This is a genomic window from Methylobacterium carpenticola (genome assembly GCF_042748905.1).
In the GTDB taxonomy this organism is placed as follows: domain Bacteria; phylum Pseudomonadota; class Alphaproteobacteria; order Rhizobiales; family Beijerinckiaceae; genus Methylobacterium; species Methylobacterium carpenticola.
Map to the genome: position 1 here is coordinate 1878543 of NZ_JBHZEO010000001.1, position 16654 is coordinate 1895196.

The 16654-nt window shown below is 72.3% G+C and carries 15 protein-coding genes; 13 read left to right on the forward strand and 2 right to left on the reverse strand.

What is annotated here, in order from left to right:
• Positions 1–71: 71 nt before the first annotated feature.
• Both solA and ACE101_RS09040 read left to right on the forward strand, forming a co-directional pair.
• Positions 72–1253 (forward strand): N-methyl-L-tryptophan oxidase, encoded by a 1182-nt coding sequence (gene solA / locus ACE101_RS09035; RefSeq protein ID WP_379128151.1) that lies wholly within the window; start codon positions 72–74, stop codon positions 1251–1253.
• A gap of 336 nt (positions 1254–1589) precedes the next feature.
• On the forward strand, positions 1590–2756 hold the full coding sequence (locus ACE101_RS09040; RefSeq protein ID WP_379128154.1) for a GlxA family transcriptional regulator: 1167 nt from the start codon (positions 1590–1592) through the stop codon (positions 2754–2756).
• Positions 2757–3015: 259 nt separating this feature from the next.
• Here the strand turns inward: ACE101_RS09040 and ACE101_RS09045 are convergent, their stop codons facing one another.
• Positions 3016–3609 (reverse strand): helix-turn-helix domain-containing protein, encoded by a 594-nt coding sequence (locus tag ACE101_RS09045; protein WP_379128156.1) that lies wholly within the window; start codon positions 3607–3609, stop codon positions 3016–3018.
• Between the two features lie 132 nt (positions 3610–3741).
• Here ACE101_RS09045 and ACE101_RS09050 point away from each other — a divergent pair, with 132 nt between their 5' ends.
• The 9 genes from ACE101_RS09050 to ACE101_RS09090 are packed head-to-tail and all read left to right on the forward strand — an operon-like array spanning position 3742 to position 14408.
• A complete protein-coding gene (locus tag ACE101_RS09050; protein WP_379128160.1) occupies positions 3742–5760 on the forward strand; it encodes a hydantoinase/oxoprolinase family protein in 2019 nt (672 codons plus the stop codon).
• A complete protein-coding gene (locus tag ACE101_RS09055; RefSeq protein WP_379128163.1) occupies positions 5757–7430 on the forward strand; it encodes a hydantoinase B/oxoprolinase family protein in 1674 nt (557 codons plus the stop codon). Before ACE101_RS09050 ends, ACE101_RS09055 begins: the two co-directional genes overlap by 4 nt.
• A gap of 10 nt (positions 7431–7440) precedes the next feature.
• A complete protein-coding gene (locus tag ACE101_RS09060; protein ID WP_379128166.1) occupies positions 7441–8733 on the forward strand; it encodes an NAD(P)/FAD-dependent oxidoreductase in 1293 nt (430 codons plus the stop codon).
• A complete protein-coding gene (locus ACE101_RS09065) occupies positions 8730–9887 on the forward strand; it encodes an NADH:flavin oxidoreductase/NADH oxidase (protein WP_379128168.1) in 1158 nt (385 codons plus the stop codon). Before ACE101_RS09060 ends, ACE101_RS09065 begins: the two co-directional genes overlap by 4 nt.
• Positions 9887–11101: an ABC transporter substrate-binding protein gene (locus ACE101_RS09070; RefSeq protein WP_379128170.1), complete on the forward strand. Its 1215-nt coding sequence runs from the start codon at positions 9887–9889 to the stop codon at positions 11099–11101. Before ACE101_RS09065 ends, ACE101_RS09070 begins: the two co-directional genes overlap by 1 nt.
• Positions 11102–11136: 35 nt before the next feature.
• Positions 11137–12000, forward strand: coding sequence for a branched-chain amino acid ABC transporter permease (locus ACE101_RS09075; protein ID WP_379128173.1), 864 nt, complete (start codon positions 11137–11139; stop codon positions 11998–12000).
• Positions 12000–12953 carry a branched-chain amino acid ABC transporter permease gene (locus tag ACE101_RS09080; protein ID WP_379128175.1) on the forward strand — a complete coding sequence of 318 codons (954 nt, stop codon included), beginning with the start codon at positions 12000–12002 and terminating at the stop codon, positions 12951–12953. Before ACE101_RS09075 ends, ACE101_RS09080 begins: the two co-directional genes overlap by 1 nt.
• A complete protein-coding gene (locus tag ACE101_RS09085; protein ID WP_379128177.1) occupies positions 12946–13698 on the forward strand; it encodes an ABC transporter ATP-binding protein in 753 nt (250 codons plus the stop codon). The genes ACE101_RS09080 and ACE101_RS09085 overlap by 8 nt, the downstream gene beginning before the upstream one ends.
• The gene (locus ACE101_RS09090; protein WP_379128179.1) at positions 13695–14408 is read left to right on the forward strand and encodes an ABC transporter ATP-binding protein; all 714 of its coding nucleotides are present in this window, start codon (positions 13695–13697) and stop codon (positions 14406–14408) included. Before ACE101_RS09085 ends, ACE101_RS09090 begins: the two co-directional genes overlap by 4 nt.
• Positions 14409–14435: 27 nt before the next feature.
• On the opposite strand, the gene ACE101_RS09095 is transcribed toward ACE101_RS09090, so the two are convergent.
• On the reverse strand, positions 14436–15332 hold the full coding sequence (locus tag ACE101_RS09095; RefSeq protein ID WP_379128181.1) for a LysR family transcriptional regulator: 897 nt from the start codon (positions 15330–15332) through the stop codon (positions 14436–14438).
• 136 nt (positions 15333–15468) lie between these two features.
• Between ACE101_RS09095 and ACE101_RS09100 the strand changes: the two genes are divergently transcribed.
• Both ACE101_RS09100 and ACE101_RS09105 read left to right on the forward strand, forming a co-directional pair.
• Complete coding sequence (locus ACE101_RS09100; RefSeq protein WP_379128183.1) at positions 15469–15651, forward strand: hypothetical protein; 183 nt, start codon at positions 15469–15471, stop codon at positions 15649–15651.
• Between the two features lie 117 nt (positions 15652–15768).
• A complete protein-coding gene (locus ACE101_RS09105) occupies positions 15769–16368 on the forward strand; it encodes an FMN-dependent NADH-azoreductase (protein ID WP_379128186.1) in 600 nt (199 codons plus the stop codon).
• Positions 16369–16654: the final 286 nt, after the last annotated feature.

Consider the following 16654-nt stretch of genomic DNA (forward strand, 5'->3'; position numbering starts at 1 on the left):
AGCCAATCCCTGGATTTTCGCGGCATGAGGGCGCAGACGCTCAAGCGCCACCCAGGATCAGCAGGCCCGTCATGCCGACCGCTCCGCATTCCGCCGCCGCCACCGCCCGCTACGACGTCATCGTGGTCGGGGTCGGGGGGATGGGCAGCGCCGCCCTCTGGCAGCTCGCGCGCCGGGGCCAGCGCGTGCTCGGCCTGGAACGCTACGACATTCCGCACGCCATGGGCTCGTCCCACGGGATCAGCCGGATCATCCGGCTGCCCTACTACGAGGATCCCGCCTACGTGCCGCTGCTGCGCCGGGCCTACGCCCTGTGGCGCGAGATCGAGGCCGCGAGCGGCGACGAGATCCTCGTCATCACCGGTTCGATCGATGCCAGCCCGGAGGACGACGAGGTGTTCCAGGGGGCGCTCGCCTCCGCGCGGCTGCACGACCTGCCGCACGAGGTGCTGAGCGCCGCGGAGGTGAACGCGCGCTTCCCCGCCTACCGGCTCCCGCAGAAGATCCGGGCGGTCTACCAGCCCCAGGGCGGGCTCGTGGCGAGCGAGCGGGCGATCGTCGCCCATGTGCGCGCCGCGCAGGCGCACGGCGCCGAGGTCCACGCCCGCGAGCGCGTCCTCGACTGGCAGGTCGCCTCGGACCGCGGCGGGGTCGTGGTGACGACCGACCGCGGGCGCTACGAGGCCGAGCGGCTGGTCCTGACGGCCGGCGCCTGGGCGAGCGATCTCGCCGCGCCCCTCGCCGGGCTCGCGGTGCCGGAGCGCCAAGTGCTGGCCTGGCTCCAGCCGCAGCAGCCGGAGTGGTTCACGCCGGTCCGCTTCCCGGTGTTCAACCTTCAGGTCGCGGAGGGCCGCTACTACGGGCTGCCCGTCTACGAGGTGCCGGGCTTCAAGTTCGGCCGCTACCACCACCAGGGCGAGACGGGCGCCCCGGACGCCCTGCGGCGCGAGCCCGACGCCGCCGACGAGCGCCTGCTGCGCGACTTCGCCGAGCGCTACTTCCCGGCGGGGAGCGGCCCCACCATGGCGCTGCGGGACTGCATGTTCACCAACACGCCCGACGAGCACTTCATCCTGGACCATCACCCCGAGCACCCGCAGGTGGTCCTGGCGTCGCCCTGCTCGGGCCACGGCTACAAGTTCTGCTCGGTGATCGGCGAGATCCTGGCCGATCTCGCCACCGGCGACGGCACCACCCGGCACGAGATCGGCTTCCTGCGCCTCGACCGGCCCGCCCTGCGGCCGCAGGGGTGAGCGCCGCGGCGACCAGCGCCGGCAGGCCGGCTCCGCCTTGCGCGATCCGGCCGACTCACCTGACGGAACTCGCCGGCCTGCCGCGGCATCCGGACCATCGGGATCCCTTCGATCATCTGCCGATCGCGCAGGCGATCGCGGAGGGCGCGACCCTCGCGTCCGAGGATCGGCAGGCCTCCCGTCATCCGGTGCCGCTCGTCGCCTGCGCGGATCCACCGGGACCCATTCCGCCGCCGTGACGGGCGCCCCCGCCGCGGCGCGGTCCTCGACAGAACCGATCCGCTGCCTGCACTCTACCCGCCCTGGCTCCCCTGACCGGCGGCACGCGCTCGATCCATGGCCTCCTCCGCCCCTCCCGCCGGACAAGCCCGGCCCTTCGGCCGCAAGCTCTCCGTCGGCTTCGTCCTTCTGCCGCGCTTCACCCTGGTGGCGTTCGCGTCCTTGGTCGACATCCTGCGGCTCGCCGCCGACGAGGGGGACCGCAGCCGTCCGGAGCGCTGCTCCTGGAGCGTGCTCGCCCCCGATCTCGCCCCGGTGACGGCGAGTTGCGGCATTCAGGTGGTGCCCTGGGAGACCTATTCCGATCCGGCCCGCTTCGATTACGTCGTGGTGGTCGGCGGCCTCCTCGGGCGCGCGCCCACCGATCCGCGCATCCTCGCCTTCCTGCGCGAAGCCCATGCGGCGGGCGGGCGTCTCGTCGGGATCTGCACCGGCGGCATCGCGCTGGCGGAGGCCGGGCTGATGCGCGGCCGGCGCTGCTGCGTGAGCTGGTACCACTTCACCGACCTGATCGAGCGCTGCGAGGACGTGGTGCCGGTGGCCGACCAGCTCTTCGTGGAGGACGGTCCCTTCATCACCTGCGCGGGCGGGCTCGCCAGTCTCGATCTCGGCGCCTGGCTGATCGACCGGCATCTCGGCCCCGGCCATGCGCAGAAGAGCCTGCACATCATGGTGACCGACCGCGCCCGCCCCGCCGCCGGCGCCCAGCCGCAGCCGCCGAGCGCCGGCATGGTCGAGGACAACCGCGTGCGGCGGGCCATGCTGCTGATCGAGCAGAATCTCAGCACGCCGCAACGGGTCGAGACGATCGCCCGGACCGTCGGCCTGTCGAAGCGGCAGCTCGAACGCATGTTCCGCACGCTCGTCGGCAAGAGCGTGCAGGAATATTCGCGCGATCGGCGCACGCTCTACGGGTTGTGGCAGCTCGCGCACTCGTCGCGGACGATCACCGAGGTGGCGACCGAGAGCGGGTTCGCGGACATCTCGCACTTCAACCGGATCTTTCGGCGGGCCTTCGGGTGCTCGCCCTCGGCGATGCGGCGCAGCGGCAGCCGGGAGATCGCCGCGGCGCTGAGCGCCTGGGAGAGCCGCTGCGCCATCCGCCCGGGAACGCTCGCGGCGCTCTCCGAGCGGCACCGGACGCCGCCAGCGGGTCCCGACGACCGCGCCGCCCTCGCGACGGACGCGTTCCTGCGTCGGGAGCGGCGCCCCTACGCGTCGTGACGATCATTCGCCGAAGCGGGCCCGCTTCGGCGCGGAACATGATGCGCGAACGAGAAGACAAGCGGACTCATACGGTTTCCGGATGATCGCTTCGCGATGCGGAAACCGGCCTCGCTCAGGCGCCGCGCGGGCTCGTGATCCGGTTTCCGAAAGTGATCGTCCGGAAACCGTATCACACCCTCCCATCCTCGACCTCAGGATGAGGCCGGGGGCAGGACCGATCGCTGCGATCGATGACGGTGAAGAGCCGACGCATCGCCTAATACACGGCCGGGGACACGACCCAGAAGAAGTCGACCGCCTCGTCGCCGACGCACCAGTAGCGATGGGGCGTCGTCGCCTCGAAGGCGAAGGAATCGCCCGCGTGGATCAGGTGCACCACGCCGGCCAGATCGAGCGCGAGCGTGCCGGACAGCACGGTGCCGCATTTCGCCCCGGCCTCGTTGCGCGTGGACTCGCCCGAACCGCCGCCGGGCCTGATCACCATCCGCATCATCTGGATACCCGAGACCGCATCGGGCGACATCAGCTCCTTGCGCAGCCCCTTCGGGCCGAGGTCCAGCGTGCGGCGGGCGCCGGCGCGCACCACCACATCGTCGTGCTCGGAGGCCGGGACGTCGAACAGCCAGCCCACCGGCATGTCGAGCGCCGCGCAGACCTGGCGGAGCGAGCGCAGCGACGGCGCCGTGAGGCCGCGCTCGATCTGGCTGAGAAGCCCGACCGAGATCTCCGCCCGCTCCGCCACCTGTTGCAGCGAGAGCCCCTTGATCATCCGGCGCTGGCGCAGCTTGCGGCCGGTGCCGTCGCTGCGGTCCATCGCGATATCCGGGATCGCGTCGCGGTCCCCTGCCATTCTCGTGCTCCTGACATGCCCCGCCGGGCGGCAGTTTCCGCACTTCGGGTGAAATTTCCGGCAAATTTTTTCAACCCCATTGCAATCCTAGCGGGGCCCTGCTTTCATGTCCACGAGGACGGAGATCGCAGCATGCGGGTCGGGATCGAAGTCGGGGGAACGTTCACGGACCTCGTCGCCGTGGACGGCGCGCGGGTCGAGGTCGTGAAGGTGCCGAGCACGCCGGCGAGCCCGGACGAGGGCGCCTTCGCATCGCTCGCGGCGGCGGGAATCGATCCGGCCGCGGTCACCGACCTCGTGCACGGCTCGACGGTCGCCACCAATGCCATCCTGGAGCGCAAGGGCGCCGCGGTCGCCTTCGTGACCACGCGCGGCTTCCGGGACGTCCTGTTCTTCCAGCGCCACGGCCGCCGCAACATCTACGACCTGCGCTACGCCAAGCCGGCGCCGCCCCTGCGGCGGAAGGATTGCTTCGAGGTCACCGAGCGCCTCGATGCGTCGGGCGCCGTGGTGACGCCTCTCGACGAGGCCGAGATCCTGGCCTCCCTCGTCCCCGCGCTGGCGGCGGGCGGCTACGGGGCGGTGGCGATCTGCCTCCTCTCGGCCTACGCGGCGCCGGTGCACGAGGCGCGGCTGCGCGATCTCCTCGCCGAGCGGCTGCCGGGCGTGCGGATCGCCTGCTCGCACGAGATCGCCCGCGAGTTCCGCGAGTTCGAGCGCGCCTCGACCACGGTGCTGTCGGCCTATGTCCAGCCGGTGATCGACGGCTATCTCGACCGCTTCGAGGCGACGCTGGCGGCGGCCGGGTTCAAGGGCGGGTTCAGCGTCATGCAGTCGAACGGCGGGCGCCTGCCCGCCGCCGCGATGCGCCGCAACTCCATCACCGCCCTGTTCAGCGGCCCGGCGGCCGGGGTCGTCGGCGCGATCCGGCAGGCGGGGCGGTCGGGCCGCAAGAACCTGATCACCTTCGACATGGGCGGCACCTCCACCGACGTCTGCCTCGTCGTGGACGGCGAGCCCTCGGTCTCCCCCGAGACGGAGGTCGACGGGCTGCCGATCCGCACCCCCGTCCTCGACATCGTGACGGTGGGGGCGGGGGGCGGCTCCCTCGTCTGGATCGACGACGGCGGCATGCTCCGGGTCGGGCCCCGCAGCGCGGGCGCGGTGCCGGGGCCGGCCTGCTACGGCCGCGGCGGCACCGAGCCGACCGTGACCGACGCGCATCTGGTGCGGGGCACCATCCGGCCGGACGCCTTCCTCGGCGGCACCATGCGGCTCGATCCCGACGCGGCGCACCGGGCCTTCGAGCCGATCGCCGGCCGCCTCGGCCTGTCGATCCGGGACGCGGCCGCGGCCACGATCCGGCTCGCCGTCGCCAACATCGTGCGGGCGATCCAGCTCGTCTCGACCCAGCGCGGGCACGACCCGCGCCACTACGCCCTGCTGCCCTTCGGCGGGGCGGGCCCGCTCCTCGCGGCCGAGATCGCCGAGGAACTCGGCATCACCGAGGTGCTGGTGCCGCCCAATCCCGGGGTGGTCTCGGCCCTCGGCCTCCTCTCGGCCGATTACGTCAAGGTCTCGGGGCTGACCCGCCGCATGGGCCTGTCCGCGGAGGCGCCCAGGGTGCTCGCCGAGGAATTCGCGCGCTTCCGCGCCGATGCGGAGAGCGAGTTCCGCGCGCTGGGCCTCACCGGCCCCCTCGATTTCGACCTCACCGCCGACATGCGCTTCGTGGGGCAGGCCTTCGAGATCCCGGTCGCGGTCGATCCGGCCCGCCTGTCCGGCCTCGGCGCCGGCGATCTGGCCCGGGATTTCGACGCCGCGCACCGCCGCATCTACTTCCACGGCGGCGAGCCGGGGCGGGCGGTCGAGATCGTGGGCCTGCGCTTCGGCGTGCGCCGCCGCCTCGACGCCCTGCCGGAGAACCGCGAGCGCCCGGCCCGCGCCGCCGCCCGGGATTCCATCACGGTGTGGACGCCCGCCGGCTCCGTCTCGGCCAAGCTCGTCGATGCCTCCGCGATCGCGCCCGGCCGCACCGTGGAGGGCAGCGCCCTGGTCGAGGGCTACAGCTCCACCCTGTGGCTGCCCCCGTCCTGGCGGGCGGCGCGCGACGACGCCGGCAACCTCCTCATGACCCGGATCCCCGCATGAGCGCCTCGTCCCTCGATCCCGTCGACTACGCCGTCATCAGCCAGTCGATCGTCTCGGCCGCGCGCGAGATGGGCGCCAAGCTGGTGCGCTCCGCCTATTCCACCGTGCTGCGCGAGGCGCAGGACGGCTCGGCCGCCCTGCTCGACGCGGACGGCAACACCATCGCCCAGGCCGAGCTGATCCCCATGCAGCTCGGCACGATCGGCCACGTCATCCAGCCGGCGCTCGCCCTCTACCCGAAGGAGACCCTCGTCGAGGGCGACTTCTTCGTGATGAACGACCCCTATTCGGGTGGCCAGCACCTGCAGGACGTGTTCTTCTTCCACCCGATCTTCTTCCGGGGCGAGGTGCTGGGCTTCTCGGCCTCGGTGGCGCACCATCTCGACATCTCGGGGGGCGATCCCGGCCTGAACACCGCGGCAACCGACGTCTACTCGGAAGGGTTGATCATCCCGCCGGTGAAGCTCAACATGGCGCGCGACTGGCACGGCGGCGCCTTCCAGCGGATCCTGCGCGCCAACGTGCGGGTGCCCCACCAGACCATGGGGGATTTCGACGCCCAGATCGCCGCGAACGCGATCGGCGCGGCGCGGCTCACCGAACTCGCCGAGCGCTACGGCGTCGCGACGCTGCGGGCCGTGATGGCGGCCCTGCTCGACTATTCCGAGACGCGCATGCGGGCGGCGATCCGCACGGTGCCGGACGGCGTCTATCACGGCGAGGACGCGGTCGACGACGACGGCATCTCGGACGCGCCGCTCCCCGTGAGGGCCACCGTGACCGTCCGGGGCGACAGCATCGCCATCGACTTCACCGGAACGGCGCCGCAGGTGCGGCGCAACCTCAACGTCCCGTTCGCCGCCACCGTCTCGGCCAGCCTGTCCTGCGTGAAGGGCGTGCTGACGAGCCCCGACATCCCGTTCAACGCGGGTTCCGCCCGCCCGGTCACGGTCACGGCCCCGAAGGGCAGCATCCTCAACCCCCACCACCCCGCCCCGGTGCGCGCCCGCATGGAGGCGAGCTTCCGGGCCTGGAACGCCGTCATGAAGGCGCTGGCCCAGGCGGTCCCCGACAAGGTCATCGCCTGCGGCTTCGACACCACCACGGTCGGGGTGCTCTCGCATCTCGGCGACAGGGGCTGGTCAGTCTATCTCGAGATCTTCGGGGGCGGCTACGGGGCCGCGGTCGATGCGGATGGCTGCGACGCCGTCGATTCCCCCCTCTCGAACTGCACCAACACGCCGGTCGAGGCCCTCGATCAGGATTTCCCCTTCTTCCGGGTGGTGGAATATGCCCTGCGGCAGGACAGCTGCGGCAGCGGTGCGCACCGGGGCGGGCTCGGCTTCCAGCGCCGCTACGAGATCCTGCGGGAGGGCGTGCGGCTCTCCCTCTACAGCGACCGCTTCAGGCGGGCCCCCGACGGGCTGTTCGGCGGCGGCCCGGGCACGACCGGCTTCTGCGAGGTGCGCCGCGGCGGCGAGGTCATCGCGCTTCCCTCGAAGACCGCCCTCGACCTCCTGCCCGGCGACGTCGTGACGATCGCGGTCGGCGGGGGCGGGGGCTACGGCGACCCGGCCCGGCGCCCGGCGGCGCGCATCCGGCAGGACGAGGAGGACGGCATCATCTCGGCGGCCCGGGCCGCCGCGTGGTCCGCCGCTCCGGCCGCGTAGGGGACGCGCCATGGGTTCCTCCGCCGACAGCCATCGCCGTTCGCTCTGGTCGGCCACGGCCGGCGAGGCGCCCCTCGATGCCGCCCCCCTGGCCGGGGAGGCCCGGATCGACCTCGCGGTGATCGGCGGCGGGATCACCGGCTGCACGGCGGCGCTCACCGCCGCCGAGGCGGGCGCCTCGGTGATCCTCCTGGAAGGGCGCACGATCGGCTGGGGCGCCTCGGGCCGCAACGGCGGGCAGGTCATCCCCGGCCTGAAATACGACCCCTCCGAGATGCGCGCCAAGTACGGCGAGGAGGCCGGGCGCCGCCTGACCGCGGCGGCGGGGGCCGCGGCCGGCACGGTCTTCGACCGGATCGCCAAGCACGCCATCGCCTGCGACGCGAAGCGCGAGGGCTGGATCCAGGCCGCCCACGCGGCGCCGGCGCTCGCCCGCGTGCACCAGCGCGCGCAGGATTGGGAGGCCGAGGGCGCGCCCGTCGAACGCCTCGACGCCGCCGGGGTCGCGCGGCTGACCGGCGCGCGCGGCTATGTCGGCGGCTGGATCGACCGGCGCGCCGGCACGCTCCAGCCCCTGGCCTATACCCGCGGCCTCGCCCGCGCGGCGCGGGAGGCGGGGGCCGCCCTGCACGAGACCACCCCGGTCGAGCGCCTGGAGCCGGACGGCGGGGGCTGGCGGATCGCCACTCCCGGCGGCACCGTCCACGCCCGCCGGGTGATCGTCGGGACGGACGCCTATTCGACGCCCCTCGTCCCCGGCTTCACGGAGGCGATGCTGCTCGTCCAGAGCGTCCAGATCGCCACGGAGCCGCTGCCCGAGCGGATCCTCGCCCGCCTGCTGCCGGAGGGGCGCTGCTGCTCCGAGACGCGGCGCCTCGCCTTCTATTTCCGCCGCTCGCCGGACGGCCGGCTGCTGTTCGGCGGGCGCGGGGCGATCGGCGACGCCGAGAACCCGGTCTTCCGGCGGGCCCTCGTCGCGGCGATGCACCGGATCTTCCCGGACACCGCCGGGGTGCCGGTCGCGGCGAGCTGGTCCGGGCAGGTCGGCCTGACCCTCGACGGGCTGCCGCGGGTGCAGGAGCCGGCGCCCAATCTCCATCTGGGCTACGGCTACAACGGCCGCGGCGTCGCGATGGCGACCGTGATGGGCGGCTGGCTCGCCCGCAAGGCCCTGCACGGGGAGGCGCCGCCGCTCCCCGCCACGCCCCTGAATCCCATCCGCTGGCATCGCCTGCGCCGTCCGGCCCTCTCGGCCGGGATCGCCTGGGCATGGCTGCGCGACCGTGTAGGCTTGGCCGGATGACACAGCCGCATCTCTTCGCCCCGCTGACGCTGCGCGGGGTCACGCTCCCGAACCGGATCGTGGTCTCGCCGATGCAGCAATACATGGCGGAGGATGACGGCCGGCCGGCCGCCTTCCACCGCCAGCATTACGGCCGCCTCGCCCTCGGCGGCGCGGGCCTGCTCATCACGGAAGCGCTCGCCGTCCAGCCCGAGGGCCGGGTGACCCGCCACGATCTCGGCCTGTGGTCGGACGATCAGGTGCCGCCGCTCGCGGAAGTGGTCGAGGAGATCGCGCGCTTCGGCGCCGTGCCGGGCACGCAGCTGATCCATGCCGGCCGCAAGGGGAGCGTGTCGCGCCCCTGGGAGGGCTATGCGCCCCTGAACGATGCGGGGGGCGACCGGCCCTGGACGACGCTGGCGGCGAGCGCGCTGCCCGCCAATCCGGGCTGGCACGTGCCGGAGGCGCTCGATGCGGACGGCATCGCCCGCCTGCTGGAGGATTACGCCGCCGCCGCCCGGCGCGCCGCCGCGGCGGGGTTCCAGGTCCTCAACATCCATGCGGCGCACGGCTACCTGCTGCACAGCTTCCTCTCGCCCCTCGCCAATCACCGCACCGACGCCTGGGGCGGCGATTTCGAGGGCCGCATCCGCCTGCCGATGCAGGTGGTGGAGGCGGTGCGCTCCGCCTGGCCCGCGGACAAGCCGCTCATGGTCCGGCTCTCCTGCGTGGACGACCAGCCGGGCGGCTGGACGCTCGACGATTCCGTCGCCCTCGCCCGCCGGCTCGGCCAAGCGGGGGTGGACGTGGTCGATTGCTCCTCGGGCGGCCTCGGCGAACGCACGACGACCCGGATGGTCCGCCGTCCCGAAGGCTACCAAGTGCCTTACGCCGAGCGGATCCGGGCGGAGAGCGGCGTTCCCACCATGGCGGTCGGCCTGATCACGACGCCGGCCTTCGCGGACGAGGTGGTGCGCGCGGGCCGCGCCGACCTCGTGGCCATCGGCCGGGAGGCCCTGCACGATCCGCACTGGCCGCTGCGGGCCGCCCGCGCGCTCGGGGCGGACGACCGCTTCGGGCGCTGGCCGCCGTCCTGGGGCTGGTGGCTCGACAAGCGCGACCGGGCCGCCAGGGCCGGCGCGGCATCGGATTCGACTGGAGGAGGGCAAGGCTGATGGTGAACCGCAGACAGATCCTGACCGGCTTGGCCGCGGCGCCCCTCTCGCTCGCCGCACCCGGCATCATCCGCCGCGCCAACGCCCAGAGCGTCCTCGACGTGGCCGCCGTCTATTCCCTGTCCGGCACCTTCGCCAATGTCGGCGCGTCGCTGAACGACGGCTCGAAATGGGCCTTCGAGCAGTACGGCACGGCGGCCGGCAACAAGCTGAACTACCTCCTGCTCGACGACCGGGGCGACGCCGCCGAGGCGGTGCGCAAGGTGCAGGACGCCATGACCCAGCGGAGCGTGCGGCACGTCATCGGCTGCACCAACTCGGCCATCGCGCTCGCCGTGCAGAAGGAGGTCTACAACCGCAAGGGCATCTACGTGAACGAGGCCGGCGCGGACGAGGCGACCGGCAAGGATTGCAACAAGTCGAGCTTCCGCTGGCCCGTCGCCTCCTACAGCGCCGTCAACGCCACCGTGCGGCCGCTCATCGAGCAGTTCCCCAAGGCGAAGCGCTGGTACACCATCACCGGCCAATACGTGTTCGGCGACAGCCTGCTCTCCAACTGCAAGGACGTCTTCAAGGAGAAGGGCATCGAGCACGTCGGGAACAGCTACCACTCGCTGTCGGACCGCGAATATTCCGGCTACATCGCCAACGCCCTGGCGGCGAACCCGGACGTGCTGGCGATCTGCAACTTCGGCAACCAGACCGTCGACGTGGTGCGCCAAGCGATCAGCTACGGCATGAAGCGCAACACCAAGATCCTGGCGGTGTGGTCGACCGGGCTCGACCAGTTCCAGGCGCTCGGCCCCGAGAATTGCGAGGGCGTGTATTTCGGCGCCAATTTCTGGCACGGGGTCGATACCCCGGGCGGCCGGCGCGTGGCCGAGATCGTCAAGAAGAAGACCGGCGACGTGCCGAACTACCTGCATGCCTGCGGCTACGCCGTCTCCCAGGTGCTGATCGAGGGCATCACCAAGGCGAACTCGACCGACGTGCCGGCGATCATCAAGGCCCTGGAGGGGCTGAGCTACGAGGGGCCGACCGGGACCGAGACGATCCGGGCCGAGGACCATCAGGTCATCAAGGATTACTACCTGATGCTCGGCAAGCCCAAGAGCGCCATGAAGGACAAGAACGACCTCATCGACATCGTCGCGGCGACCAAGGCCTTCCTGCCGCCGGAGAAGACCGGCTGCAAGATGGCCGCCTCGCTCTGACCGCATCCTCTCAAGACGGCGAGACGCATTCCGGCATGTCGGCCCAGCTGCTCCTGTTCCAGGTCCTGAACGGGACCGGCATCGGCATGATCTACTTCCTGCTGTCGGTCGGCCTGACGCTGATCTTCGGCCTGCTGCGCTTCGTGAACTTCGCCCACGGCGCCTTCTACCTCGCGGCCGCGTACATCGCCTACGCGGTCGTGCTCTGGACCGGCACCTTCTGGTGGGCGCTGCTGATCGGCCCGGTCCTCGTCGCCGGCCTCGCCCTCGTCGTGGAGCGGACCCTTCTGCGGCACACCTACGCGCTGCCGCACGAATCCCAGATCCTCATCACCTTCGCGGTGGCGCTGATCATCCAGGAGGGGGTCATCCTGCTGTTCTCGCCGCTCGGCCACAACGTGCCGGTGCCCCCGGCGCTGAGCGGCATCGTGTTCCTCGGGCCCTACGTCTATCCGGCCTACCGCCTCGCGGTGGTGGGCGCGGCGATCCTCGTCGCCCTGGTGCTCTGGGTCGCCATCGAGCGCACCCGGCTCGGCTCGATCCTGCGGGCCGGCTCGGAGAGCGCCGAGATGGTCGGGCTTCTCGGCATCAACGTCGACCGGGTCTTCATGGCGACCTTCGCGCTCGGCGCGGCGCTCGCCGGCCTCGCGGGCGTGCTCGCGGCGCCCTTGCGCGGCGTCGAGCCCTTCATGAGCGCGGAGGCGCTCGGCATCGCCTTCGTGGTCGTGGTGGTGGGCGGCCTCGGCACGCTCTCGGGCGCGCTGGTGGGCGGCCTGCTGATCGGCCTCATCCAGTCGCTGATGAGCACGCTCTGGCCGGAGGGGGCGCAGCTCATGATCTACGCCGCCATGGCGCTCGTCATCCTCCTGCGGCCGACCGGCCTGCTCGGACGCATCTGATGCGCAGCCTGCCCCGCTTCCCCGATCTCGCGAGCGCCGTCGTCCTCGCCGGGCTTCTCCTGCTGCCCTTCGTGGTGCCGGTGACGCTCGCGGCGCAGATCGCGATCTTCGCCACCGGCACCCTGTCGGTGACGCTGCTCCTCGGCTCGGTCGGCCTCCTGTCCTTCGGCCAGGGCCTCTATCTGGGGCTCGGCGCCTATGTGGGCGGTCTGCTCCTGCGCGACGCCGGGTTCGGGCTGGTGCCCTCCCTCGCCCTCGCGACGCTCGCGGGGGCCGGGCTCGCCGGGCTTCTCGGCAGCGTGATCGTGCGGCGCCACGGCGTCTACTTCGTGATGCTCACCCTGGCCTTCGCGCAGATGGGGCATTTCGCGACCCTGGCCTTCAAGGACATCACCGGCGGCGAGAACGGGCTCTCCGGCCTGCCGCGCCAGTTCAGCCTGCTCGGCCTGCCGATCGAGGGGCCGCTCTCCCTCTACGGCCTCGCCGCGGGGGCCTTCCTCGTCGTCTTCCTCCTGGTCCAGCGCCTGATCGCCTCCCCGTTCGGGAGCGTGCTCGCGGCCATCCGCGAGAACGAGCCGCGCTGCGCGGTGCTCGGCTATCCGGTCGCCCGCTACAAGACCGCGGCGGTGGCGCTCGCCGGGGGGATCGCGGGGCTCGCGGGCGCCCTCCACGTCGTCTTCCTCGGCTTCGTGCCCCCGAGCGACAGCGACCTTGAGATGAGCCAGCGGCTTCTCGTGATGGCGCTGATCGGGGGCGTCGGCTCCCCGGGCGGGGCGCTCGCGGGCGCGGCCTTCTACATGATCGCCGCGGAGGCGCTCTCGGAGATCTGGCCGCGCTGGATGGCGCTGATCGCGCTCCTGCTCATCGGCCTCGTCCTGTTCCTGCCGGGCGGCCTGTGGAGCCTCGGGCAGCGCCTCGCGGCCCTGCGCGACCGGGAGGCCGCCCGTGGCTGAGCCGATCCTGGTCGCCGAGGCGATCGACGTCCGCTTCGGCGACTTCCAGGCCCTGTCGGGCTTCTCCCTGTCGGTGCAGCCGGGCACGATCCACGCGCTGATCGGCCCGAACGGCGCCGGCAAGACCACCCTGTTCAACGCCCTCACCGGCGTGCGCCGCCCGAGCGGCGGGCGCATCGTGTTCGACGGCCACACCGTGACGCGCGCGCCGGTCCACCGGCGCATCCATTACGGCATGAGCCGCTCCTTCCAGGTGACGGCCCTGTTCGCGGGGCTCACCGTCGCCGAGAACCTGCGCCTCGCGGTGCAGGCCCGCGAGGCGCGCGAGGGCTGGGTGTTCTGGCGCAGCCCGGGCCGGCGCGCCGACATCCGCGCGGAGGTCGAGGGCCTGCTCGCGCGGATCGGCCTCGCCGACCGCGCCGAGGAGCGGGCCGGCGGCCTCTCCCACGGCGCCCAGCGCTCGCTGGAGATCGGCATGGCGCTCGCCGGACGGCCCAAGCTGATCTTCCTCGACGAACCGCTCGCCGGCATGGGCATCGACGACGTCCACCGCACCAAGGAGCTGATCGTCTCCTTGCGCGAGCGCATGGCGGTGCTGCTCATCGAGCACAACATGAGCGTGGTGCTCGACATCTCCGACCGGGTCACCGTGATGGCCCGCGGCCGCAAGATCGCCGAGGACGGCCCGGCCGGGATCCGCCTCCATCCGGAGGTGCGCGCCGCCTATCTCGGGAGCACCGCATGAGCGCCGTCCCGATGCTCGCCGTGACGCGGCTCCAGGGCTGGTACGGCAAGAGCCACATCCTGCAGGGCATCGACCTCACGGTCGGCGACGGGGAACTCGTCGCCCTGCTCGGCCGCAACGGCGTCGGCAAGACCACCACCATGCGCGCCGTCGCGGGCATCCTCGGACGGGCGGAGGGCGAGGTGCGGCTCGCCGGCGCGCCGATCCTGGGCCTGCCCTCCCACGCCATCGCCCGCCGGGGCCTGTCGCTGGTGCCGGAGCACCGGGGCATCTTCGGCACGCTCACCGTCGAGGAGAACCTCACCCTCGCGGCGCGGCGCGGCTCGCCCTGGCCGGTCGAGCGGATCTGGACGCTGTTTCCGTCCCTCGCCGCCCGCCGCCGGACCGCGGGGGGCAAGCTCTCGGGGGGCGAGCAGCAGATGCTGGCGATCGGCCGGGCGCTGGTCACCGGACCGACGCTGCTCCTCCTCGACGAGCCGACCGAGGGGCTCGCGCCGGTGATCGTCGATCAGCTGGTGGAGATCCTGCGGGGGCTGAAGGCGACCGGGCTGTCGATCCTCCTGGTGGAGCAGAGCCTCGCCGTCTGCACCGCCGTCGCCGACCGCCTCGCCATCCTCGATTCCGGCCGCATCGTCTGGACCGGGGACGCCGCCGCCCTGGCCGCCGCGGAGGACGTGCGCGCGCGCCACCTGACGCTGGAACACGCCTGACGCCGCCGTCAGCCGCCGGCGACCCGCTCACGCGCCCGGGCATTTCCCCTTGGTCTTGTGGTGGAGCATGTCGACGAAGGCCGTGACCTTGCGCGGACGAAAGCGGCCGGCGGGATAGACGATGTAGACCCCGCCGCGCGGGAGGCTCCAGTCGGGCAGGAGATGGACGAGCCGGCCGGCGGCGAGATCGCCCGCGATCAGGAAGTCGGGCAGGACGCAGAACCCGCCGCCCGCGCGGGCCGCGGCCAGGGCGGCCGGGGTCGTGTTGGCGCTGATCGTCGGCGTCGCGCTCACCGCGACCGTCTCCCCCTCGCCGCGCGTGAAGTGCAGGGAGGAGGATTCCCGCAGGGCCGTGTTGGCCACGAACGGCCATGACGACAGGTCGTCCGGACGCGCGGCCGCCAAGCGCCCGGCCAGGGGGGCCGCCGCGACCGGCAGTTGCCGGAACGATCCGATCTTGCGCGCCAGGGCGCTCGAATCGTCGAGCCAGCCGACGCGGATCGACAGGTCGACCTGGTTCTCGATCAGGTCGAGCTTGGCGTCGGCGACGATCAACTCCACCCGGCAGGCCGGATAGCGGGCCGTGAAGGCGGCCGCGAGCGGCGCGATGACCTCGGCGCCGAAATCGTTCGGCGCGGTGATCCGCAGGAGCCCGCGCGGCTCGCTGCTCGATTGGGAGAGCTCGCCGAAGGCGGCCTCCGCCTCCCGCAGGATCAGCGTGCAGCGGGCATGGAGCGCGTGGCCGGCCTCCGTCGGCTGGACGCGCCGCGTGGTGCGAATCAGCAGGGCCGATCCGGTCTCCGCCTCCAGCCGCGCGACCTGCTGGCTGACCACGGTCTTGGTGACGCCCAGCCGCTCCGCCGCGCGGGTGAACGAGCCGGCGTCCACGACCGCCGCGAAATAGGCGAGGCGATTCAGATTCACGTCCAAGGAGTAGTCCTGCCGATTGTCAGCCTGCGGCGCACAGTCTGTCCGGATCCGTCGGATTTTCCAACCATCGCGAGACGCTTATCGTCAGGCTGACACGACGTCGGGCCGACATCCGGCGCAGCGAGCCTCCATGTCCCACGTGACGTACCTCTTCGATCCCCTCTGCGGGTGGCGCTACGGCGCCGCCCCAGCGCTCGCCGCGCTCCGGGCCGCGCCCGGCAGCGTCGGAGAGGGGGAGGAGCGCAGCCCCCTGCGCGCCGACGCGGTGTTCCGCGGCCTGCCCCCATTGCTCGCCACCCTCGGGCCGGACTGAGGCGGCCGTCGCGCGCCACGCCTCCCGACCCTCCCAGCCGATCGCGCGGATCCTCCGCGCGGATCGAGGCCGCACGCCTGCCTCGGCGCGGCCCGCCTTCACCGCAGGACAATCACCATGAAGATCCTTCAGATCAATTCCAGCGCGCGCGCCAGCGCGTCCGCCTCCACCAGGCTGGCCGATTCCATCGTGGCGCAGCTCGGAACGGCGCATCCCGCCGCGCAGGTCGAGGTGCTGAACCTCGCCACGCATCCGGTCGCGCCGCTCGACGAGGTGGCGGTGGAAGCCCGCTTCACCCCGCCCGACGCGCGCAGCCCGGAGCAGGCCGCCCGGGCCGCCCAGGACGACGGCCTCGTCGCCCAGCTCCTCGCCGCGGACGTCATCGTCGTCGGCGCGCCGATGTACAACTTCAACATCCCGGCACAGCTCAAGAACTGGATCGACGCGGTCACCCGGCCGGGCGCGACCTTCCGCTACACCGAGACCGGACCGGTCGGCCTGGTCGAGGGCAAGACGGTCTACGTCGCGCTGACCCGCGGCGGGTTCTACCGCGACACGCCGACCGATACGCCGGCGCAGTACCTCAAGTTCATGTTCGGATTCCTCGGCATCACGGACGTGCGCTTCGTCTATGCCGAAGGCATGGGGCGCGGTCCCGAGATGGTCGAGCAGGCCTTCCGCGACGCGGGCGAGCAGATCGCCCGGCTCGTCGCCTAAGCCCCTTCATCGCCGGGTCTCCCGGTCGATGGCGGCGTGAAGGCCTGATCGACCGGTCCGGCGACACCGATGCAGGAACAGGCGCCGAGCCGGACTTGCCTGATGCAGTCCGGTCCGGAGCCTGTTCGGCTCGATCCTCACGATCGGCTGAGGATTGGTACACCACCCGCAATCTCACCTTGAGGTGCGAGGGTGGGAGAGACCGCAGGATCGATCAAGCCGGCTCTCATACGGTTTCCGGATGATCGCTTCGCGATGCGGAAACCGGCCTCGCTCAGGCGCCGCG

Bases quoted from the DNA above. Each gene is read 5' to 3' on its own strand.
- ACE101_RS09060 (WP_379128166.1), top strand. From the start codon at position 7,441: ATGGGTTCCTCCGCCGACAGCCATCGCCGTTCGCTCTGGTCGGCCACG.
- ACE101_RS09080 (WP_379128175.1), top strand. From the start codon at position 12,000: ATGCGCAGCCTGCCCCGCTTCCCCGATCTCGCGAGCGCCGTCGTCCTC.
- ACE101_RS09070 (WP_379128170.1), top strand. From the start codon at position 9,887: ATGGTGAACCGCAGACAGATCCTGACCGGCTTGGCCGCGGCGCCCCTC.
- ACE101_RS09065 (WP_379128168.1), top strand. From the start codon at position 8,730: ATGACACAGCCGCATCTCTTCGCCCCGCTGACGCTGCGCGGGGTCACG.
- ACE101_RS09050 (WP_379128160.1), top strand. From the start codon at position 3,742: ATGCGGGTCGGGATCGAAGTCGGGGGAACGTTCACGGACCTCGTCGCC.
- ACE101_RS09075 (WP_379128173.1), top strand. From the start codon at position 11,137: ATGTCGGCCCAGCTGCTCCTGTTCCAGGTCCTGAACGGGACCGGCATC.
- ACE101_RS09045 (WP_379128156.1), bottom strand. From the start codon at position 3,609: ATGGCAGGGGACCGCGACGCGATCCCGGATATCGCGATGGACCGCAGC.
- ACE101_RS09100 (WP_379128183.1), top strand. From the start codon at position 15,469: ATGTCCCACGTGACGTACCTCTTCGATCCCCTCTGCGGGTGGCGCTAC.
- ACE101_RS09090 (WP_379128179.1), top strand. From the start codon at position 13,695: ATGAGCGCCGTCCCGATGCTCGCCGTGACGCGGCTCCAGGGCTGGTAC.
- ACE101_RS09040 (WP_379128154.1), top strand. From the start codon at position 1,590: ATGGCCTCCTCCGCCCCTCCCGCCGGACAAGCCCGGCCCTTCGGCCGC.
- ACE101_RS09055 (WP_379128163.1), top strand. From the start codon at position 5,757: ATGAGCGCCTCGTCCCTCGATCCCGTCGACTACGCCGTCATCAGCCAG.
- ACE101_RS09105 (WP_379128186.1), top strand. From the start codon at position 15,769: ATGAAGATCCTTCAGATCAATTCCAGCGCGCGCGCCAGCGCGTCCGCC.
- solA (WP_379128151.1), top strand. From the start codon at position 72: ATGCCGACCGCTCCGCATTCCGCCGCCGCCACCGCCCGCTACGACGTC.